General features: G+C 76.1%; 5 protein-coding genes. All 5 read left to right on the top strand.

The features are described 5' to 3' along the window. Nucleotides 1-4 precede the first annotated feature (4 nt). Genes Q3W68_RS22220 through Q3W68_RS22240 form a run of 5 tightly spaced genes read left to right on the top strand, consistent with a single transcriptional unit; the run spans nucleotide 5 to nucleotide 23715 of the window. Nucleotides 5-20116, top strand: coding sequence for an SDR family NAD(P)-dependent oxidoreductase (locus Q3W68_RS22220; protein ID WP_302907281.1), 20112 nt, complete (start codon nucleotides 5-7; stop codon nucleotides 20114-20116). Then, complete coding sequence (locus Q3W68_RS22225) at nucleotides 20113-21048, top strand: LnmK family bifunctional acyltransferase/decarboxylase (RefSeq protein WP_302907282.1); 936 nt, start codon at nucleotides 20113-20115, stop codon at nucleotides 21046-21048. The genes Q3W68_RS22220 and Q3W68_RS22225 overlap by 4 nt, the downstream gene beginning before the upstream one ends. Further along, complete coding sequence (locus Q3W68_RS22230) at nucleotides 21045-21293, top strand: acyl carrier protein (protein ID WP_013476299.1); 249 nt, start codon at nucleotides 21045-21047, stop codon at nucleotides 21291-21293. Before Q3W68_RS22225 ends, Q3W68_RS22230 begins: the two co-directional genes overlap by 4 nt. Next, the gene (locus tag Q3W68_RS22235) at nucleotides 21290-22525 is read left to right on the top strand and encodes a hydroxymethylglutaryl-CoA synthase family protein (RefSeq protein WP_302907283.1); all 1236 of its coding nucleotides are present in this window, start codon (nucleotides 21290-21292) and stop codon (nucleotides 22523-22525) included. The genes Q3W68_RS22230 and Q3W68_RS22235 overlap by 4 nt, the downstream gene beginning before the upstream one ends. Continuing rightward, nucleotides 22522-23715 (top strand): alpha/beta fold hydrolase, encoded by a 1194-nt coding sequence (locus tag Q3W68_RS22240; RefSeq protein WP_302907284.1) that lies wholly within the window; start codon nucleotides 22522-22524, stop codon nucleotides 23713-23715. Before Q3W68_RS22235 ends, Q3W68_RS22240 begins: the two co-directional genes overlap by 4 nt. Nucleotides 23716-23871: the final 156 nt, after the last annotated feature.

Below are 23871 nucleotides of genomic sequence, written 5' to 3' on the forward strand. Positions count from 1 at the left end.
CCCGATGGCCGACGTCCAGAGCCGGTTCCGGCTCACCCACGACGACTTCGTCATGCGGAACCACCGGCTGCACGAGGTGTCGGTGCTTCCCGGCGTCGTCTTCTTCGACCTCGTCTACCGCACCGCCGTCGCGGCCGGCTGGGACCACCGCCGGCTCTGCGTCCGGGACACCGTGCTCGCCGAGGCGATCGTCACCAGCGACGGCTTCGACCGCGAAGTGGTGCTCACCATCGGCGAGCCGCAGGACGCCGGGCGCCCGTTCACCGTACGCAGCCGCTGGCTGCGCGGTGACGACCCGGTGTCCGGCTGGCACGACAACGCGCACGGGCTGGTCTGCTTCACCGACGAGCCGGTCCCGCCGCCGCTCGACCTGGCCGCGGTGCGGGCCGCCGCGGACCGGCACGACGACGTGGACGTGCTCTACCAGCGGGCGGTACGGGAGAACATCCGCCACGGCCCGGCGATGCGCTGCCGCGGCACCCTGCACATCGGCGGCGGCGCGCTCCTGGCCGACCTGACCCGCGAGCAGCACCCGGCGGCCAGAGCCGTCGGGTTCCACCTGCACCCGGCCTCGCTGGACGCCTCGACGCTGGCCGGGTTCGGGCAGGTCGAGATGCCGACCGACGACCCGTTCGTGCCGATGTTCGTCCGGGAGTTCCGCGCACCCGAGCCGCTGCCGCCGACGTGTCACGTCCACGTACCGACCCCGGAACGGCTCGCGCCGTCCGGCGACGTGATCACCACCGACTACACGATCCGCGACGAGCACGGCCGGTTCGTGGCCGGGTTCACCGGTCTCACCTGCAAGCGCATTCGCGAATCCGGGCTGGTACGCCGGCTGCTCGCCGACGTGTCGGCCGACGCCGCACCGGTCCGGCCCGCCGCCGGGTCGTCGGCGGCGACGCCCGGACGGCCCGCGGCGTCCTCGCCCGGTGCCGCGAACGGCTTCACCGACACGCTGCGCGCCGCCGTCGCGGACATGCTCGGCCGCCCGCCCGCCGAGGTGGCGACCGGGGCCGGGTTCTACGACCTCGGCTTCGACTCGGTCGCGCTGCTCCGGCTCACCGAGCGGGTCGAGCACCTCGTGGGCCGCAAGCTCTACCCGACGCTGCTGTTCGAGCACACCACCATCGACGCGCTCGCCGCGCACCTGTCCACCGGGCCCGCCCCGGCCGTCCCTCCGCCGTCCGACGCGCCGGTGGCCGGCGCGGCCCCGGCTCCGGCCGCCCCCGATCCGGCGGTGCTGTCCTTCGTCGACGCCTGGGTGCCCGCGGACCCGGTGCCGCCGGCCGCCCGTACCCCGGAGGCCCTGGTCGTGGGCGGCGTGCTCCCCGCCGGGCTCGCCGCCGCCCACGTCGACTCCGTCGACCGGCTCCGCGACACCAGTGACCTGCCGCCCGCCGTCGTCCTGCTGACCGGCGACCCGGCCGCCGACCTGTGGCGCGCCGCCACCGCCCTCGTCGACGCCGGACCGCGCGACCTGCTCGTCGTGCACGCCGGCGAAGCCACAGCCGAGCAGGCGGCGACCGCGGCGCTGGCCCGCACCGTGACCGCCGAGGTCCCCGGCCTGCGCTGCCGGTTCGTCCAGGTCGAGCACGCCCGCGACCTCGCCACCGCGGTACGCGCGGAGCTGCGCGCGGCCGACGCCGAGCCGGAGGTCCGCTACGTCGGCGGCCGGCGTCTCGTGCGGCGCTGGCACGAGGTGGACCTGTCCGTCGAGGCCACCGGCGGGGAGCCGTTCCGCGACGGCGGCGTCTACCTCGTCACCGGTGGATCCGGCGGTCTCGCCGCCGTCCTCGCGACGCACCTGGCGCGCCGGCACCGGGCCCGGATCGCGCTGCTGTCGCGCACCGCGCCCGCGGCGGCGCTCGTCGACCGGTGCCGCGCCGCGGGTGCCGAGGTGCACGTCGCGATCGCCGACGTCACCGACGCCGCCGCCGTGGACGCGGCGGTGGCCGGCGTACGGGAGCGGTTCGGCCGGATCGACGGTGTCCTGCACTGCGCCGGCGTCACCCGGGACGGGCTGTTCTTCCGCGGCGACCCGGGTGACCTCGCCGCCGTCGCCGCCCCCAAACTCGACGGCCTCCGCCACGTCGACGCCGCCACCGCCGGTGACGCGCTCGACTTCCTGGTCGTGTTCTCCTCCGCGTCGGCCGACGTGGCCAACCCCGGCCAGGCCGCCTACGCGTACGCCAACGCCGGCCTGCGGCACGTCGAACGCCGGGGCCGCGGCCGGACCGTCGTCATCGGCTGGCCGTACTGGGCCGAGGGCGGCATGCGTGCACCCGCCGACGCCCTGCGCCGCTCGACGGAGCGCACCGGCCAGGAGCCGATGCCGACCGGGACCGCGCTCGGCGTCCTGCGGGACGTGCTGCGCGGTCCGTACGACGCGGTCCTGGTCCTGCACGGGCAGGCGGACCGGTTGCGGGAACTCGTGCCGGCCGCGGGTGAGGCTGCCACCGAAGCCGCCACCGTCCCGGGCCCGGCCGTCCTGTCCGACCGCGGACCTGCCGTCGGTGAGTCGGCCATGGGCGATCCGACCGACGACCCGGTCGCGGTGGTCGGCATGGCCGGGCGCTACCCCGGCGCGGACGACCTGGACGCGTTCTGGCGCAACCTCGCCGGCGGGGTCGACGCGATCACCGAGGTGCCCGCCGGCCGCTGGGACCACGCGGCGCTGTTCGACCCGGAGAAGGGCACCCCGGGACGCACGTACGGCCGGTGGGGCGGCTTCCTCGACGGCGTCGACCGCTTCGCGCCGGCCTTCTTCGGGGTGTCCCGGCGTGACGCCGAGCGGATGGACCCCCAGGAACGGCTGTTCCTCACCACCTGCTGGCACGCGCTGGAGAACGCCGGGCATCCGCCCGAGAGCCTGCGCGGCGAGGTCGTCGGCGTCTACGCGGGCGTCATGTGGAACCACTACCAGCTCGTCGGCGGGGCCACCGACGGCGTCGCCCCGACCGCCATGCACTGCGCGATCGCCAACCGCGTCTCGCACACCTTCGACCTGACCGGGCCGAGCCTGGCCGTCGACACCGCCTGCTCCTCGTCGCTGACGGCCGTGCACCTCGCGGTGGAGAGCATCCGGCGGGGCGAGTGCACGCTCGCGTTGGCCGGCGGGGTGAACGTGACAGTGCACCCGCAGAAGTACCTCCAGCTCGCGCAGGGTCAGTGGCTGTCCACCGACGGCCGGTGCCGGGCGTTCGGCGCCGACGGCACCGGCTACGTGCCCGGCGAGGGGGTGGGCGCGGTGCTGCTCAAACCGTTGTCGCGCGCGCTCGCCGACGGCGACCACGTGTACGGCGTCATCCGCGCGACGTCGGTGAACCACACCGGACGTACCGCCGGGGCGACGGTGCCGAGCCCCGGTTCGCAGGCCGCGCTCGTCCGCGCCGCCCTCGAATCGGCCGGCTGGGCCCCCGCCACAGTGGGCTACGTCGAGGCCCACGGCACCGGCACCGCGCTCGGCGACCCGATCGAGGTCGAGGGCCTCCGGCAGGCGTTCGACGGTGCGGACCTGCCGGCCGGGGCGTGCGCCATCGGGTCGGTCAAGTCGAACATCGGGCACCTGGAGGGCGCCGCCGGCATAGCCGGGCTCACGAAGGTGCTGCTGCAACTGCGGCACCGCGCGCTCGTGCCGTCGCTGCACGCCGAGGAACTCAACCCGCACATCGACTTCGCCGCCTTGCCGCTGCGGGTCCAGCGCACGCTGGAGCCGTGGACCCCGCCGCCCGGCGTCCCACGGCGGGCCGGCGTCAGCGCGTTCGGCGCCGGGGGCACCAACGCGCACGTGCTGGTCGAGGAGTTCGCCCCCGCCGCCGCACCCGCGCCGGACGGGCCGGCGCTCGTGGTGCTCTCCGCGCCGACCGCCGGGACACTGCGGGCGTACGCGGGCGCGATGGCGGCCGGCCTGCCGGCGTCGACCGGCCCGACCGCGGCGGTGGCCGACCTTCTCGGCGTACCCGAGGAGGCGCTGGAACCGTCGGCGACCCTCGGCGACCTCGGGCTCGACCCGGCGCGGCTGGCCGACCTGGTCGGGGTGGAGGCGATCGGCCGGCTGAGCGTGGCCACGCGCCTCGACGAACTCGCCGGGGACCGCGGCGTCCGCGACATCGCCTACACGACGCAGGTGGGACGGGCGCCGCAGGCGGTCCGCATCGCCGTCGTGACGTCCGGCACCGACGCGCTGCGCACCGCGCTGGAACGCTTCGCCCGCGACGAGGACACCGGGGACGTGGTGACCACCGGCGCGCCCGCCACCGGTGATCCGGTGGCGGCGTTCCGGGCCGGTGACCTGCACGAGGTGGCCCGGCACTGGGTCGGTGGCGGCGCTGTCGACTGGTCCGCCTGCTACCCGCACGGGCATCCCCGTCGCGTCCCGCTGCCGACCTGCCCACTGCCCGAGGAACCGTGCTGGCTCGGCGGCTGGGACGCCGCCCGCGCCGGCTCGGTCGACGCGGTCCGAGCCGGGACCGGCGACGACGTCGCGTCGGCGGCGGGCCCGCCACCGGCCGTCGACGGCGACGTGGTCGTCCCGGACGGGCCGGAACTGGAGTTCCGCGTCCTGGACCAGGGCGTCGCGCTGGTGTCGATGCGCGCGCCGATGTTCACCGACGGGCTGCTCGCGGCACTGGGGGACACGTTCGCGGAGATCGAGCGGCGCGACGACGTACGCGCCGTGGTGATCACCGGCCACGGCTCGGTCTTCAGCATGGGCGGCACGCCCGAGGCCCTGCGGGCGCTGGCCGAGGGCGAGGGCACGTTCACCGACGCCGCGCTCGTGTACGAGGGGATCCTGCGCTGCACCCGGCCGGTCGTCACCGCCGCCGCCGGGCACGCCTCCGGCGGGGGACTGGCGTTCGCCTGCTACGGCGACGTGGTCGTCCTCGGCGACACGTCGGTGTACAGCGCGAACTTCACCCGCTACGGCTTCACCCCGGGCATGGGCGCCACCTACATCCTGGAGCAACGCCTCGGCCCGGCCCTGGCCGCCGAGATGATGCTGACCGGGCGGTCGATGACCGGCGCCGAGCTGAGCCGGCGCGGAGCCGGCGTGACCGTGCTGCCGCCGCACGAGGTCGTTCCGGCCGCGCTGGACCTGGCCCGGTCCATGGCGGACAAGCCACCGGCGGTGATCCGGTCGCTCAAGAACGAACTCGCCGGCCGCATCCTCGACCGGCTGCCCGACGTCATCGCCAGCGAGGTCCGCATGCACGGCAACGTCCTCGGCGCGGAGTCCGCCGCCCTGGTGCGGGAGCACTTCACCAAGGTCGACGAGTTCCGCAGCCGGGCGACGCCGGCCGCGCAGCCGGCGCCCGGCCCGGACGACGGGACGGTGAGCGACGCGGTGACGGAGATCGTGGGCGCCCTGCTGTACCTGCGCCCGGACGAGGTGCTGCCGTCGCGTACCTTCGCCGACCTGGGACTGGACTCGATCGGCGCCGTCGAGCTGGTGCGGGACCTCAACCGCCGGTTCGGCACCGACCTGGACTCGGCCGCCGTGTACGACCACCCCACGGTGCCCGACCTCGCCCAGGCGGTGCGGCGCAACCTGGCCGAGTCCGCCTCGCTGCGCGCCCAGGCCACCGCGCCCCCGGCACCGTCCGGCGTGGACGAACCGGCCCCGGCCGCCGCGGGCCCGCCGCCACTGGTCCTGACCGCGGCCACCGCGGCGCCCGCTACTGCCCCGACGCCCGCGACCGTGCCCGCCACGGCGTTCGAGCCGCCGCCGCTGACGTTCGCCGTCCGCCCGCCGTCGGTGCCGCCTTCCCACGCGGAGCCGGCGCCGACCGGGACACCGGCACCGATCGGGACAGCAACACCCTCTGCGGCAGCGACGACCGGGACACCGGCTGCTGCGGCGCCGGCACCGGACACGGCGCCGGCCTCGGACGCGCCCACCGCGATCGCGGTGATCGGCATGGCCGGGCGGTTCCCGGACGCCCCGGACCTCGACACGTTCTGGGACAACCTCGCCGCCGGCCGGTCCGCCATCCGGGAGGTTCCGCCCGGCCGCTGGGACCTGACGGAGCTCTACGACCCGGACCCCGCCGTACCCGGCCGTACCCGCAGCCGGTGGGCGGCACTGCTTGACGACGTGGACGCCTTCGACGCCGGGCTGTTCCGCGTCTCGCCGCTCGAGGCCGAGGCGATGGACCCGCAGCAGCGGATCTTCCTGGAACAGGCGTGGGCCGCCCTGGAGGACGCCGGGTACGCCGGGCGGCCGATGCGGTGCGGCGTCTTCGTCGGCTGCGGCGCGGGCGACTACCCCCGGCTGCTGGAACGGCACGGCCGCGGCGACACCAGCGAGGCGTTCCTCGGTGGGGCCAGCTCGATCCTGCCCGCCCGGATCGCGTACCTGCTCGACCTGACCGGCCCCACGATGGCGATCGACACCGCGTGCTCGTCGTCGCTGACGGCGGTGCACCTGGCCTGCGAGAGCCTGCGCTCCGGCGACTGCGAGACGGCGCTGGCCGGCGGCGTCGCAGTCATGTGCACGCCGCAGATGCAGGTCTGGACCAGCCAGACGGGGATGCTGTCGCCGACCGGCCGGTGCCTGCCGTTCGACGCCGCCGCCGACGGCATCGTGCTCGGCGAGGGCGTCGGCGTGGTCGTCCTCAAGCGGCTGGACCGGGCGCTCGCCGACGGCGACCACGTCCACGGGGTCATCCTCGCCGGCGGCGTGAACGGCGACGGCCGTACCAACGGCATCACCGCGCCGAGCGCGGTCTCCCAGGCCCGTCTGCTGCGTGAGGTCCACGCCCGGGCGGGCGTCGAGGTCGGGTACGTCGAGACGCACGGCACCGGCACCGCGCTCGGTGACCCGATCGAGGTCAAGGCGCTGGCCCAGGTCGTCGGCCCGCACTGCCGGATCGGCTCGGTCAAGGCGAACATCGGCCACACCACGATGGCCGCCGGTGTGGCCGGCCTGATCAAGGTGCTGCTCAGCCTGGGGCACCGGCAGTTGCCACCGACCCCGCACGCCACCGAGCCGATCCCCGGGTTGCCGGTGGTGCGGGAACTCACCGCCTGGCACGACGACCGGCTGGTCGCCGGCGTCAGCTCGTTCGGCTTCAGCGGCACCAACTGCCACCTCGTGGTCGCCGAGGCACCGGCCGCGACGGGCGGCACCGGCACCGGGCCGGTGGTGGTGCCGGTCTCGGCCCGGACCGCGTCCGCACTGCGTGACCTGACGGACCGGCTGGCCGAGCGCCTGCGTACCGAACCGGCCGACGTCCACGACGTCGCCGTCACCCTCGCGCGGGGCCGGGCGCACCTGGCGGTCCGGGCCGCGTTCGTCGCCGCCGACACCGCCGACCTGGTCCGGCAGCTGGCCGGCGGGCCGCCCCCGCCCGACGCGCCGGCCGAGCTGGTCGCGCTCGCCGAGCGCTGGGTGGCCGGCGCGGACGTGGACTGGACGGCGATGCCGGCCGGGCGTCGCGTCCCGCTGCCGACGTACCCGTTCGCCCGCGACCGCTTCTGGACCGGCCGCGACCGGCGGGAGACGGCCCTCACGCCGGCCGACCCGCTCGTGGCCGACCACACGCTGCACGGCGTCCCGGTCCTGCCCGGCGCGGCGTTCCTGCGCCAGGCCACCGCCGGTGGGTCGGCCGGCGCCGCCGACGTGACCTGGCTGCGGCCCGTCGTGGTCACCGGGCCGGTGACGGCGGTCGTCACCCGGGACGACCGGATCACCCTCACCGTCGGCGGGACGCCGCACGCCGTCGCCACCCGCCGCGCCGCCGACCCGGCCCCGCCGGGCCGGGTGGACCTGCCGTCGGTCGAGGCCCGCTGCCCCGGCCGCCGTCCGGTCGACGACCTGTACGCGGGGTTCGCCCGGGCCGGTCTGCGCTACGGGCCGTCCTTCCGGGTGCTGACGGAGCTGCGGCTGGGCGCCGGTGAGGCGCTCGGCACGCTCAGCGCGGACGGCGACGTCCAGCTGCTCGACGGGGCGTTGCAGGCGATCGCCGGGGTGGTCGATCCTGCGGACCGGATGCTCGTCCCGTTCGCCGTCGAGTCGGCCGTCGTCGCGGACCGGCTGCCCACGACCGCCCGCGTCCACGTGGTACGCCGGGACGGCGGACGGTTCGACGTGGTGGTCACCGACCTGACCGGCGACGTCCGGGCCCGGCTCGACGGTGTGGCGCTGCGCCCCTACGACCCGTCCGGCACCACGCCCTCCGTCGCCGAGAGCCCGCCGGTCGGGCCGGTGCCACCGGCCGCCGGGGAACCGGACCTGCTGTACGTGCCGGCCTGGCGGCCGGCCGCCGCCCCCTCCGGAGCACCGCCGGCCGGGCGGGTCCTCGCCGTGCACACCCCTGGCGACGCCGCGCTGGCGGCCGCCCTCGGCGCCGACGACACGCTGCCGCTCGGCGAGCTGCCCACCGGCCGGTACGACACCGTGTACGTGCTCGCCCGCACGGCCGATCCGGCCGCCCCGCCGCACCACGACACCGCGACGCTCGACGCGTTCCGCCTGCTGCGCCGGCTGCTCGACCTGGGCGCGGACCGGGGGCCGCTGACGCTCACCCTCGTCGTGTCCGGGGTGGCCGGTCTGCCCGGCGAGCCGGTCCACCCGCACGCCGCCGGCCTGGCCGGCCTGGCCAGCGCGATCGCCGCCGAGTACCCGCAGTGGCGGGTCACCTGTGTCGACGCCGGTCCCGGCGACCTCACCCCGGCCGACGCGATCCGCCGCGAACGCGGCACCGACCGGTTCGTCGCGCTGCGCGGTGACCGCCGCCTGGTCCGGCGTTTGGAGCCGGTGGCCGGGCCCGCGGGCCCGGCGCCGCTGCGCGACGGCGGTGTCTACCTCGTCGTCGGCGGCACCGGCGGCATCGGGTTCGAAGTCAGCCGTCACCTCGCCCGGACCCGCCGTGCCCGGCTCGTGTGGCTCGGCCGGTCCCCGGAGGACGAGCGCATCCGGTCCCTGGTGACGCAGATCGAGGCGCTCGGCGGGCAGGCCGTCTACCTGCGCGCCGACGTCACCGACGCGGTCGCGGTCCGCCGCGCGGTGGCCGAGGCGCGGCAGCGGTTCGGGCCGGTCGACGGCGCGTTCCACGCCGCGCTCGTGCTCCGTGACCGTGCCCTGTCCGCGATGGACGAGACGGCGTTCACCGAGGTGCTGCGACCGAAGGTCGCCGGCGTCGGCGTGCTCGCGGACGCGCTGGCCGGCGAACCGCTGGACTTCCTCGCGCTGTTCTCCTCGGCGCTGTCGTTCGCCCCGGCCCCGGGGCAGGCCAACTACGCCGCGGCGAGCACGTTCGAGGACGCGTACGGGCTGGCGCTGCACCGCCGCGGACAACCGGTACGCGTGGTCAACTGGGGCTGGTGGGGCAGCGTCGGCGTGGTCGCCGACCCCGGATACGCGGCCCGGTTCGCGGCGCTGGGCATCGGCTCCATCGAGCCGGCCGAGGGCGTCGCCGCGCTGGAACGGATCCTCGCCGGCCCGCACCCGCAGGTGGCAGTCCTCAAGGGCACCAGGGACGGGCTCGCCGCGCTCGGCGTCCACCCGCCCGCGCCCGCCGCCGACGCCGCCGTGGCGCCGCCCGCACCGGGAGGCGCCGCCGGGGAAACGGACCCGTCGCTGGACCTGTCCAGCGCGGCCTTCCGTACCCTCGACGGGCTGGCCCGCGACCTGCTGCGCGACCGGCTCCGGGACCGCCGCCCCGCGCCGGCCTCCGGGCCGCTGGCGGCCGCCGTCGCCGCCGCCGTGTCCGCGCCCCCGGCCGGTCTGTCCACCGCCGGCGTGCTCGCCCGGCATCCCGACCTCGCCCCGCACGTGGCGTTGCTGGCCCGGTGCGTCGACGCCCTGCCCGGCGTCCTGGACGGGCGGACCGCACCGACCGAGGTGCTCTTTCCCGGCGGCAGCACCGACCTGGTCGCCGCCGTCTACCGGGGACAGCGGGCCGCCGACTTCTACCACCGGCTGGTGGCGGCCGAGGCCGCCGCCGTGCTGGACCGGACGGGCGGGCCGGGCCGCGTGCTGGAGATCGGCGCCGGCACCGGCGCCGGCTCGGCCTTCGTCCTCGACGCCTGCCCGGGCGTACGGTACGACTTCACCGACCTCTCGACCGCGTTCCTCCGCGAGGCCGAGGACCGCTTCGGCGGACGCCACCCGGGCCTGCGGTTCGGTGTCCTCGACATCGAACGGGAACCGGCCGGGCAGGGCTTCGCGGCCGGCTCGTACGACGTCGTGCTCGCCACGAACGTGCTGCACGCCACCGAGGACGTGGTCCGCAGCCTGCGCCACGCCCGGTCCCTGCTGCGTCCCGGCGGTGTGCTGCTGCTCAACGAGGTCACCCGTGCCTCCGACTTCCTCACCGCGACGTTCGGCCTGCTGCCGGGCTGGTGGCGGTTCACCGACGCCCACCGGCGGCTGCCGCACTCCCCGCTGCTGTCACCGGCCGGGTGGCGCGCGGCGCTCGCCGAGGCGGGCCTGACCGGCCGGATCCTCGGCATGCCCGGTGTCCCCGGCGACGAGCAGGAGCAGTGCGTGCTCGTGGCGACGGCCGGTGCGCCGCCGGTGGGCCGGGTGCCGGCCCGCGCCGCCCGGGACTACGTCCGCGCGGTCTTCGCGGAGGTCCTCAAGTACCGCCCCGACCAGCTCGACGACGACGTCACGTTCGACAACTTCGGCGTCGACTCGCTGGTCGGCCAGCACCTCGTACGCCGGCTCTCGGCCGACCTCGGCGACCTGCCGGCCACCCTGCTGTTCGAGCACCTGACGATCGAGCAGCTCGCCGACCACCTGGCCCGGGAGCGGCCCGGACCGCTCGCCGCCACGCTCGGCGCCGCAGCGGTGGAGGCTGTGCCGGCGCCCGTGCACCCGGCGGAACCGGAGCGACCGGCAGCCCCGGTCGCCCCTGCCGTCCCGGCCCTCGCCGCCCGGGGCGACGCGGACGCGATCGCGGTCGTCGGCCTGGCCGGCCGCTACCCGGGCGCGCCGGACCTGGAACGGTTCTGGCAGAACCTGGTCACCGGCACCACCTCGATCACCGAGGTGCCGCCGGAGCGGTGGGACTGGCGCGAACACTTCGACCCGCGCCGTGGCCGGCCGGGGCACACGTACAGCCGGTGGGCCGGGTTCCTCACCGACGTCGACCGGTTCGACCCCGGCTTCTTCGGCATCCTGCCGAAGGACGCGGCCGCGATGGACCCGCAGGAGCGGCTGTTCCTGGAGACCGTCTGGCTGATGCTGGAGGACGCGGGCGCTCTCGGGGGAGTGCTGCCGCGCGACACCGGTGTCTTCGTCGGCACCATGTACGGCTCGTACGGCCGCATCGCCGCCGCGCAGGGCTGGCCGGAGGGCCGCTACACCGACGGGCACTCGGCGTACTGGTCGATCGCCAACCGGGTGTCGTATACGCTCGACCTGACCGGGCCGAGCTTCGCCGTCGACTCGGCCTGCTCCTCGTCGCTGACTGCGGTCCACCTGGCCTGCGAGAGCCTGCGCCGCGGTGAGTGCTCGGCGGCCGTCGCCGGTGGCGTCAACCTGGTCCTGCACCCGGCGCACCTGATCGCGCTGTCGTCGATGACCATGTTGTCGGCCGACGGCGCCTGCAAGGTGTTCGACGAGCGCGCGGACGGGTTCGTGCCCGGCGAGGGCGTCGGTGCGGTGCTGCTCAAACCCCTGTCCGCGGCCCTGCGCGACGGCGACCGGATCTGGGGCGTCATCGAGGGCGGCTTCGTCAACGCGGGCGGCCGGACCGCCGGCTACACCGTGCCCAACCCCACCGCCCAGGCCGACCTGGTGGTCCGGGCGCTCGCCGCGGCCGGTGTGACACCCGGTGACGTCGGCTATCTGGAGGCGCACGGCACCGGCACGGCACTCGGCGACCCGATCGAGATCGCCGGCCTCGGCCGGGCGCTCGGCGCCGCGCTGCCGGACGGCCGGCGCATCCCGGTCGGCTCGGTCAAGGCCAACATCGGTCACCTCGAAGGCGCCGCCGGCATCGCCGGACTGACGAAGGTGCTGCTGCAACTCGCGCACGGCACGATCGCGCCCTGCGCGAACCTGTCCACTGTCAACTCCCGCATCGACCTGTCCGGGTCGTTCCTGCTGCCGACGAGCGCGCAGCCGTGGACCGCGCCGCGCCGCGCCGGGGTCAGCTCGTTCGGGGCGGGCGGCGCGAACGCGCACCTCGTGGTCCGGGAGCATCCCGCGCCGGCGCCCACGACCGTCCAGCCGGGGCCGCACGTCGTCGTGCTGTCGGCGCGGACGCCGGAGCAGCTGCGGACGCTCACGGCCGCCGTGGCGGACCTGGCCGAGCGGACGCGCCCGCGCCTCGACCAGCTCGCGTACAGCACCCAGGTCGGGCGGGCGGAGTTCGACCACCGGCTCGCCGTCGTCGTGTCCGACGTCGACGAGCTGGTCCGCCGCCTGCGAGCCGGCGAGGTCACCACCGGCACCGCCGGCACCGATCCGCTGTTCGACGGCGACGGCGGCGCCGAGATCGCCGCCGACCTGCTGCGCCGAGGCCGGCTCGACCAGTCGGCGAAGCTGTGGGTACGCGGTGTCCCGGTCGACTGGGCGGGCCGCTGGCCGGTCCCGCCGGGACGGGTGTCGCTGCCGCCGTACCCGTTCGACAGGCAGCGGCTGTGGCTGCCCGAGCCCGCCGGTGCCACACGGCCACCGGCGCCGTCGTCCGTACCGGTCGATGACCGGACCGCCGACCGCCGAGACGCCGTGTCGCCGAGCCGGGCGTTCCCCGAGGCGGTGGCGCGGGCGAACGCCGTGCCCGAGGCGGCGGTGCCGGAGAACGCCGTGCCCGTGAGGACCGTGCCGGGGAGCGTCGTGCCGGAGACGGCGGCGCCGGAGTCCGACGTGCCCGGGACCGGTGCACCGGAGAGCGACCCGTGCGTGTACCTGCGGCCGCAGTGGCGGGCCGAGCCGCCCCCGCAGGGCGGGCGACCGCCGGCCCGCATCCGGGTCGTCGGCGAGGGCCCGACGTTCGGCGGCCGCCACGACCAGGCCGACCCGGACGTGGTCGTGGTGCACCTGCCCGCTCGTGCCGGCGGGCTCGCCGACGAGGTGCGCGAGAGCCTGCACACGGTCCTGCGGACCGCCGTCGAGGTGCTCGCCCCGGATCCGGCCGCGCCGCTGCGGATCGTCGTCGGCTGCCCGGACGAGCGGCCCGCGTACACCGCCGTGGCGGCGGCGCTGCGCACGCTCGCGCTGGAGCACAGCGGCTTCTCCGGCGCGGTGGTCCGGGGTGGCGTGACCGCCGAGGCGGACCTGTGGCACGTCTCCGGACCGCCGGAGCAGCGGGTGGACGAGGTCCGCTGGAGCGGCGGCGTCCGTGAGGTACGCCGGATGGTGCCGTTCCGGCCCGGCCCGGCCGTCCGGCGCACCGGCGGCGTGTACGTCGTGGTCGGCGGCACCGGCGCGGTCGGCCGGCACCTCGCCGTGCACCTCGCCGCGACCCGCGCGCCGTCGGCGGTGGTGCTGGTCGGCCGGACCGCGCCGGCCGACGACGCCTTCGCGTTCGTCCGCGCGGACGTGACTGTCGAGTCCGACGTGCGCGGTGCCGTGGCCGAGATCCGCCGGCGCTACGGGCGCATCGACGGGGTGGTCCACGCCGCGGGCGTGCACGACGACGCCCGCGCCCTGACGAAGCCGGCCGCCGCCGTCGACGCGGTGCTGGCCCCGAAGGTGTTCGGCCTGCGGCACCTGGTGGACGCGCTCGGCACGGAACCGCTGGAGTTCCTCGCGCTGTGCTCGTCGATCGCCGGGCGGACCGGCAACCTCGGGCAGGTCGACTACGCCTACGCCAACGCGTTCCTGGACGAGTTCGCCGCCGGCCGGCCCGGCACGGTGTCCGTCTGCTGGCCGCTGTGGGCCGACGGTGGCATGGCCGTCGACGACGCCACCCGGCGGTTGTTCGCGCGGCGCTGGGGGAGTGCCCCGCTGCCGACCGCCGAGGCGGTACGGGCGTTCGACCGCGTCGTCTCAGGCACCGAACCGGTGGTGGCGGTGCAGCGCCCCGCCGACGTGGCGCCGGAGGTACCGGAGAGCGGCCCGGACCCGGAGCTGGACCTGGACGCGGAGCTGCGTGCGCTCGCCGCCGGGTTCCTGCTCGTCGAACCGGACGAGGTCGACCCGGACATCCAACTGCTCGACCTGGGCTTCGACTCCATCTCGCTGACCGGCCTGGTGAACGAGACGAACGAGCGCTTCGGCGTCGACCTGCTGCCCACAGTCCTCTACGAGCACCCCACGCTCGCCGCCTTCGGCGCGTACCTGCGCACCGTACTCCCGGCCCGGCCGGCACCGGTCACAGTGGATGCCGGGCTCGCGGCGGACCGGCCCGGGGCGGACGCCGCCGAGCCCCCGGCGGACCTGCCGGCCGACGCGGTCGCCGTGGTGGGAATGGCCGGGGTGCTGCCCGGCTCGCCGGACCTCGACGCCTTCTGGCGGCACCTCGCCGCCGGGGACGACCTCGTCCGCGCGGTCCCGGCCGACCGCACCGACCTGCTCGGCGACCCCGCCACCGCGGGCGTCCGCGCCGGCTTCCTCGACGACGTACGCTCGTTCGACGCCGACCTGTTCGGCATCGCGCCGCGCGAGGCCGCGCTGATGGACCCCCAGCAGCGGCTGTTCCTCCAGACCGCCTGGCAGGCCGTCGCCGACGCGGGCTACCGGCCGGCCGACCTCGCCGGCACCGACACCGGGATCTTCGTCGGCGTGTCCGCCTGCGACTACGACGACCTGCTCCGCGCGCACGACGTGCCGGTCGAGGCCCACACCGCGAGCGGCCTCGCCGACTGCATCCTGGCCAACCGGGTCTCCTACCTGCTGGACCTGCGCGGCCCCAGCGAGGCCGTCGACACCGCCTGCTCCAGCTCGCTCGTCGCGGTGCACCGCGCGGTACGGGCGCTGCTGGCCGGCGAGTGCTCCACGGCGCTCGCCGGTGGGGTGAACGTGCTGCTGAGCCCCGGCCTGTTCGTGGCGTTCCAGTCCTCGGGCATGCTCAGCGCCGACGGCCGGTGCAAGACGTTCGACGCGTCCGCCGACGGGTACGGGCGTGGCGAGGGCTGCGGCGTCGTGCTGCTCAAGCCGCTGCGCGCGGCGCTCGCCGACGGGGACCAGGTGATCGCCGTCATCCGGGGCAGCGCGGTCAACCACGCCGGCCGCGGGCCGTCGCTGACCGCGCCGAACCCGCAGGCGCAGGCACAGGTCGTCAGCCGGGCGTACCGGGCCGGCGGCGTCGACCCGGCCGACGTCAGCTACATCGAGGCCCACGGCACCGGCACCCGGCTCGGCGACCCGATCGAGATCGAAGGGCTGAAGAAGGCCTTCGAGGGCGTGGACGCCACGATCGCGGTCGGGACGGTGAAGACGAACATCGGCCACCTGGAGGCCGCGGCCGGCATCGCCGGGCTGCTCAAGGTGCTGCTGAGCCTGCGGCACGGACGGCTGCCGCGCACGCTGCACCAGCACCGGCGCAACCCGTACCTGCGGCTGGACGGCACCCCGTTCACCGTGCTGGACCGCGACGTGCCCTGGACCGGCGACCGGGTCGCCGGGGTCAGCTCGTTCGGGTTCGGCGGCACCAACGCCCACGTGGTCGTGCAGTCGCCGCCGCCGCTGCCGGCGTCCCCGGCGCCGGGCCCCTGGCGCCTGGTGCTGTCCGCGTCCGGTCCCGCGGCCCTGGCCGAGTACCGGCACCGGGTCGCGGACCGCCTCGCGCAGGGCGCCGACCTGGCCCGTGCCACGTACACGCTCCAGGTGGGACGCGACGCCCTGGCCCACCGGTTCGCCGCCGTGGTCGCCGACGCCGCCGAGGCGGTGGCGGTACTGCGCGGCGAGGCGCCGCCCCGCCTCGACGCGGAGACCGAGACCTGGCTGGCCGGCGGTGACGTCGACTGGGCGGCGACCTGGGAGCACCGGCCGGCCCGGATCTCCGTGCCCGCGCCGCCGCTGGCGGCACGGCCGTTCTGGTTCGACGAGGGCCCGGTCCGAGCCGCCGCGGCGTCCCGGCCCGTCCCGGCCGAGCCGCCCGCCCCGCGTGTCCCGGCGGAGCTGCCCGCCCCGGTCCGGCGCACCGCCGCCGACCGGATCGTGCTGCGCGATCCGTCGGCGTTGCGCCGCAACGGCGCGGGCCGGCGCGCGACCGCCGGCGCGGAAGCGGTGAACGGCGGGCACACGCCGAACGGCGCGGCCCCGGTGGGCGTCCTCGCCCGCCCGGCCCCCCGCCCGGCCGGAGCCGGTCCGGCCGCTACGGCGCCACCCGCCGCCGCTGCGCCACCGGCCGCACCCGCGCGGACCAGCCCCGCGCAACCGCACGACCGCGTCGACCGGCCGGCCGCCACCGTCGCCCAGGAGCCCGCCGGTACGGTCCCGGCCGCGCCGGCGGACGTGGCCGAGGCGGTACGGGACTGCGTGGCGCGGGTGCTCGGCGCGGACCGTACGGAGATCACGGCCGACCGGGCGTTCGCCGACCTCGGCCTCGACTCGATCTTCCGGATGGAACTGGCCCGGCTGGTGGTGGCCACGTTCGACGTGGAGATCACCGCCGCCGACCTGTACGAGCACGACACGGTCGAGGCGGTGGCGGCGCTCGTGGCCGCCGGCACGCGGGCACCACGCCCGGCCACACCCGGCGACGGCGTCGAGGAGATCGTGGCCGGGGTGCTGGAGCGTCCCGTCGAGCCCGGGCGGACGTTCGCCGACAGCGGCCTCACCTCGTTCGACATGCTGCGGGTCGTCGGCGCCCTGGAACAGCGCTACGGCGCGCTGCCCAAGACCCTGCTGTTCGACCACCCGACGATGGCCGACCTCACCGCGTTCCTGGCCGGGCGGTCCGCCGGGACCGGCGCCCGGACCGACCCGGGCAACGGTCCGCGGGCCACCGGCCGGACGATCGAGAGCGGCGCCGAGGTCGACGGCGAGCCCGTCGTCGTCCGCAAGCGGGCCCTGCCCGGCCGCCCGGCGCTGCGTGACCTCCTGGCCGACCTCGACCGCCGCCACGCCAAGGAGGGCGGGCTGGCCGGCCGGGACATCGCCCCGTACGCGTTCGTCGACTCGGCGCGGGCCGGCTACGTCAACTTCTCGGTCCGCGGCGACGACGTGTTCGCCTGGAGCTTCGTCGGGCACCACGACCACTTCCACGACCTCGTCGCGGAGTGGATCGCCTGGGCGCGGCGCCACGGCCTGCGGCCCAACTTCCTGTCCCTGGCCCACCTGACCGAGGTCGCCGGGGAACCGGTCACCGCGACCCCGTTCGGGGCGGTGCAGCGCCTGACGGACCTGGCCTCGTTCACCGTACGGGGCGGCCGGATGCAGCGGCTGCGCAGCCTCCTGCACCGGTTCGAGCGCGCCGGTGACTGCCGGATCGAGGAGTACCGGGCCGGCGCGTCGCCGGAGACCGACCGGCAGATCGTCGGCCTGATCGACTCCTGGGGGCGCCGCAAGCAGATGGTGAACCCGTACGTCGGCGTGGTCCGCGAGGAGATCGGCGGCGGCACGCTCGACCCCCGGCACCGGGTCTTCCTCACCCGGGTGGACGACGTCCTCGTCAACGCGGTCATCGTGACCCGGATCCCGTCCGAGCGGGGATACCTGCTCGACCTGGAGTTCTACGCCGACGAGATGCCCGCCGGGGGTCTGGAGTGGGCGATCGTCCGGATCATCGAGCTGACCGCCGCCGAGGGATGCACGTCGTTCAGTTTCGGGGCGAGCTTCGGTGTCGCCATCACCGAGTCGCCGAACGCCGACCCGGCGGTGGCGGACGCGCTGGCGGAGCTGCACTCGGTGGGCGTGTTCGGGCCCGGCAACTTCCAGTTCAAGAACAAGTTCCGGCCCGAGAACACGCCGATCTACCTGTGCCAGCCGGCGACCGGTGACCGTACGTCGGTCACCGACATCATCCTGATGATCGCCAACCCGGACCTCGTGGACGGCGCCCCCGCCGGTCCCGCACGGCCGGACGGCCCCGCGCGGCCGTCGGACGCCGCCGCGACGCCGCCGCGCGCCACGGTGGCGCCGGAGAGTGCCCCGCCGTCGCCGCCGGAGGACGCGGGACCGCCGCCGGACCCGGCGCTGCGGCCGGGACGTGCCGGCCTGCTGGCCGCGCACGGGTACAACGCGCTGGCCGTGCCGACCGAGCTGGTCCCGTTCGACCTGCTCACCGACTCCTGGGCGGAGCGGGCGGACGGCTTCGTCGCGGCCCGGGCGCGGCTGCTCGCCGAGCGGCCCGCCCCGCCCGAGCTCACCGCGCACGACTGGCTGCCCATGCCCGAGGTGGTGCCGACCCGGTCCGGGCGGGCGGCCGAGGAACTGCTCTGCCGCTGCCGCCCCGGCCCGCGCGGTGTCGTGCTGCACGCCGCGGCCTTCCCGACCTGGCTGTCCACGCTCGCCGACCTCGGCTACGAACCGGTGGCCGTCGGAATCGGCCGGCTCGACCCGGAGACGATCGAGGCGTTCGCGGCGGAGCTGACCCGCCGGACCCCCGGATCGGTGTCGTTCGTGGTGGTGGAGGCGGCCAGCAACGCCGCCGGTGGCGTACCCGTCGAACCCGCCGCCCTCCGGGAGTTGCGCCGCGTCACCGCCGCGCACGGGGCGCCGCTCGTCCTGGACGCCAGCCGCGTCGTCGACAACGCCGTCCAGCTCGCCGGCCCCGGCGTTGATCCCTGGACCGTGGTGCGGGACATGCTCGCCGTCGCCGACACGGCGACGCTCAGCCTGTCCAAGGACTTCGGCGTCACCGCCGGCGGGCTGGTCGCCACCCGCGACCCGGAGCTGGCGGCGCGGCTGCGCGAGCACGTGGCGCGGCGCGGCGCCGAGGTGGACCGGGCCACCCGGATGACGCTGCGGGCCGCGCTCGCGGACCGCGACGGCGTCACGGAACTGGTCCGGCGGCGCGTCGCCGCCGTCGCGGTGCTCCGCGACGGCCTGCGGGCGGCCGGCCTGCCGGTCGTGGACGTCGACGGCGCCCACTGTGTCCTGCTCGACCTCGCCCGGATGCCCGGACTGGCCGGTCAGGAACACCCCACGATGTCCGGGCTGGCCTGGCTCTACGCCGGCGCCGGCGTCCGGGGCGGCCCGCACCTGGCCGTCGGCGGGCCGCTCGCCGGCACCGTCCGGCTCGCCGTGCCGGTCGGCTTCGGGCCCGACGACGCCGAGGCGGTGGTGGCCGCCGTCGCCGCGCTCGCCGCCGCACCGGGCGAGGTTCCCGAACTGGTCACCGGCGGGATCCGCACGCCGGGGGAGGCGGCCCGGGCGGTCTACCAGCCCGCCGACCGGGTGCCCGAGGACGTCCGGCAGGCGCTGCGCGACCAGGCTCCGGCCGACGACAACGGCACCGTGCTGCGGGAACACCAGCCGGCCGTACGCCGGCGGGTGGTGCCGGCGGCCGGCGCCCAGGTGGAGGTCTTCACCGCCGGCGACGGCCCGCCACTGCTGCTCGCCCACCCGTTCAACATCGGCGCCGGCGTCTTCGCGCGGCAGTTCGAGGCGCTGGCCGGGCGGTACCGGGTGATCAGCGTCCACCACCCCGGCGTCGGGGCGAGCACCGCACCGGCCGACCTCACCCTCGACGGGATCGCCGCCCTCCAACGGCGGGTGCTGCGGGAGATCGGGGTCGACGGGCCGGTCCACGTCGCCGGCGCGTCGTTCGGCGGGCTGGTCGCGCTCACGTTCGCCCTCAACCACCCGGAGGACACCGCGTCGCTGATCCTGCTCGGCAGCTCCTACAAGATCGGCAACCGGGTCGGTGAGATCAACCGGCTGGCCGTGGTGGCGGCCCAGGACCTCGACCGCACGATCGAGGGGTCCGGCGCCGACCGGCTGCGGCACGAGCGGGCCGCAGTGGAGGCGCTGCTGCTGCGCTGCGAGAGCATGGACCCCCAGACGGGGCTGCGCTACCTCGACGTCTTCGCGGCCCGGCCGGACCTCCGCGACCGGCTCGCCGAGCTGGACCTGCCGGCGCTCGTGGTGCAGGGCCGGCACGACACGGTCATCCCGTCGGAGACGGCGCGGCTGCTGCACCAGGGCATCCGGGGCGCCCGCTACGAGGAGATCGCCGACGCCGGCCACTTCCCGTATCTGACCAGCCCGCAGGAGTGCAACCGGATCCTGACCGACTTCCTGCGCGGCGCCGGAGGGGAGGGGTCGTGACCGTCCTGACTCCCGAGCTGGAACTGCTCGGTCCCGACGCGACGACGCGGACGACTGTGGTGCGGCCCGGCATGTGCGGCCCGGGGTCGCTGTTCGTCGGCCAGGTCGGCGACTGGACCTGGGACACCGTCAGCGCGCTCTGCGACACCAACGTCTACACCGCCCGCGACGCCGACGGGATGCCGACCTACCTGGCGTTCCACTACATCCACCTGCGCGGCGGCGCGGACCTGCACGTACGCGGCATGACCTTCGGCGACGTGCTGCGGGTCGACTCGCGGTCCTTCGCGTCCGGCAGCGAGTCGGTGCTGACGCTGCACGAGATCCGGCGCGGCGACCGGCCCGGACGGGTCGTCGACCCGGACGTGTTCTACGCCCACCCCGACCCGGCATGCCTGTACGCGCAGAACTTCAACCGCTGGGTGGTCCGGGGCCCGTCCGGCGGCAACGGCGACCTGCGCAGCGCGTCCCCACCGGGGTTCCGCCACGCGCACCTGCCCGTGCTGCCCGCGCAGCACTCGCCCCGGCGCGCGTACGCCGAACTGCGCGCCCTCGGCGCCGAGCCCGACCCGCCCGACCCGCTGGACCGGCTGACGCTGGACTACCCGGTCGACCCGAGCCGGGACCTCAACGGCGTGGGGCTGCTCTACTTCGCGTCCTACTTCTCCATCGTGGACTGGGCGTCGCTGCGGCTGTGGCGGCACCGCGGCGGCACCGACGCCGGTTTCCTGCGGCGGATCGTGCTGGACCAGCGGATGAGCTACCTCGGCAACGCCGACGTGGGCGCCGTGCTGCGGGTGCGGGTGTCCCGGCGGCCGGGCGGCGACGTGACCGGCGCCGACGAGACGGTCCGGGTGGTGCTCGCCGACCGCGACACCGGACGGCCGCTCGCGGTGGCCCTTGCCCAGACCCGGACGGAGGCGACGACGTGAGCGCGAACGACGAAGCGGTCCGGCGGGTGGTCCACGAGGTGATCACCGAGATCCTGCCGGCGGTCCCCGGCGACCGCATCCCGGGCGGCGCGCACCTGCGCGACCTGGGCGCCGACTCGATCGACCGGGTCGAGATCATCCTGGCCCTCCGGGAGCGGCTCGGCGTCGACGAGCCGCTCGGCAGCTTCAGTGACCTGCCCGACATCGACCACCTGGTCGCGTACCTCTGCGAGGTGACGGCATGAACGTGGGCATCGAGGCCCTGAACGTGTACTGCGGGGTGGCCTCCGTCGCGGTGCCGGTCCTGTTCGAGGGGCGCGGTCTGGACGCGACCCGCCTGGGCAACCTGATGATGACCGCGAAGTCGGTCGCGCTGCCGTTCGAGGATCCGGTCACGCACGCGGTGAACGCCGCCAAGCCGATCCTCGACGCGATGGACGAGGCCGACCGCGACCGGATCGAACTGCTGGTGACCTCCAGCGAGTCCGGCCTGGACCTGAGCAAGTCGATCGCCTCGTACGTGCACCGGCACCTCGGGCTGAGCCGCCGCTGCCGGATGCTGGAGGTGAAGCAGGCCTGCTACGCCGCGACCGGGGCGCTCCAGCTCGCGTGCGGCTACCTCGCCGCCGGCCTGTCGCCGGGCGCCAAGGCGCTGGTGATCGCCACGGACGTGTCACTGGTGAACGAGAACGCCTCGTACACCGAGCCGGCCATGGGCACCGGCGCCGCCGCGGTGCTGCTCGGCGACGACCCGCGGGTGCTGGACGTGGACCTCGGGGCGTTCGGGACGCACAGCTACGAGACGTTCGACTCGGCCCGGCCGGGCCCGACGTTCGACGTCGCCGACGCCGACCGCTCGCTGTTCGCCTACCTGGACTGCCTGACGAACGCCTACGCCCACTACGCGGAGAAGGTGGCGGACGTCGACTTCGGCGCCACCTTCGGCGGGCTGGCCATGCACACGCCGTTCGCCGGCATCGTCCGCGCGGCGCACCGCAAGCTCGCCCGCGAGCACCGGCTGCCCGATGCCGACGCGGACTTCGCCCGCCGCGTCGCGCCCGGGCTGGAGTACCCGCGGCTGGTCGGCAACCTCTGCTCCGGCTCGGTCTACCTGGCCCTGGCCAGCCTGATCGACCACCTGCGGCCCGACGAACCGGTACGGGTCGGGATGTACTCGTACGGCTCCGGCTGCGCCGCCGAGTTCTACAGCGGCCTGGTCGACGCGCGATCCACCGCCGAGGTGGGCCGGATGCGCATCGGCGAGCACCTCGCCGGCCGGTGCGAGCTGACGTTCGACGAGTACAAGCGGATCCTCGCCGACAACGCCGACTGCCTCGTGCCGGTGGCGGACAAGCGGATCGACCCGGGGCGGTACGCCGAGGTGCTGGACCGGGTGGCCGGCCCGCGCACGCTGCTCGCCTGCACCGGCGCCCGCGCCTACCACCGCGCCTACGAGTGGATCGGGGCGGGCGCGTGACGTCGGGGCTGGACACGGCCGCCGCGCTGCTGGCGGCGGGCCCGCTGCTGCGGGTGCTGCCGCCACCGGTGCGGGTGCGGTGCGCCGACCCGGCCACCGCCGCCACGCTGGTCCGGCTGTGCGAACGGCTGGACGTGCCGGCGCCGACTCCGGTGACCGACGCCGCCGATCTCGGCCCGTTCGAGCGGGTGCTGAGTGACCTGCTGGACCTCGACGCGAACCCGGCACCGCCGGCGGTGGACGAGCCGCGGGTGGTCGCCGAGGCGCGCGAGCGGGACTTCACCTGCCGCTTCCGGCGCACCGACGTGCGTACCGGCGACGGGGCGGTGCTGCCGACGTACGCCGGCGGCGACCCGGACCGGCCGCCGGTGCTGCTGGTGTCCGCGTGCGGGATGCCCGCCCGGCTCGCCGAGGGCTGGGCCGACCGGCTGTCCCGCGACTTCCACGTGCTCGTCCCCGAGACCCGGGGCCTGTTCGCCGACGTGGACGGGTTCACCGGCGACACCGGCGTGGTGGCCCAGGCCGACGACCTCCTCGCGGTGCTGGACCGGTTCGGGCTGCGCCGCGCGCACCTGATCGGCCTGTGCGGCGGCGCGGTGCTCGCGGTCGTGGCGGCCGCTCGGGCGCCGGAGCGGGTGTCGTCGCTGAGCCTCTGGCACGGCGACTTCGACCTCGGCGGCGAGAGCCCGAAGACCGACCACCAGCAGAACCTGCAGGCCCTGATGGCGATGGCCGCCCGCAGCCCGCAGCAGGCCGCGGCGGTGCACGCGGTGCTCACCAACACCATGCTCGGCGTCGCCCCGCCACGGCTGGCGCACCTGGTCACCTACCCGTACGCGACGCCCGAGCTGCTGCGCCGGTACTGCCGCCTCAACGGCGCCATCATGGGCACGGACCTGCGCCCGTACCTCGCCGGTCTGGCCACGCGCGCGCTCGTCGTCACCAGCGAGGACGACCACACGGCGCATCCCGCCGGGTCGCGGGCCGTGGCCGCCCGGATCGCCGGGTCCGTCCTGCACGTCGCCCCGCACGGCGACCACCTGGCGCTGTTCCACGCCGAGGACAGCCTCGTCGACCTCGCCGCGCGATTCGTCGCCGGCGACGACGCCCTCGGCACACGATCTCCCGCCGAAGCCGGCCGGCGGGTGCCCCCCGTCCCGACGAGAGGTGGAGAGGAGGTGTTCCCATGACCAAGGAGACCGCGCCCAAGAAGTCGCTCCCGGTGCGCAAGCTGGAGTCCATCAAGGCCAGCACCGTCGCCCCGTGCGCGCCCGCGCTGAACTGAACCCGGTGACACGGGGGCGGGGGTCCGGCTGCCGGACCCCCGCCCCTGCGCCCAGTCCCGC

Origin of the sequence: Micromonospora sp. C28ISP2-4 (genome assembly GCF_030519385.1) — a bacterium.
GTDB lineage: Bacteria > Actinomycetota > Actinomycetes > Mycobacteriales > Micromonosporaceae > Micromonospora > Micromonospora tulbaghiae.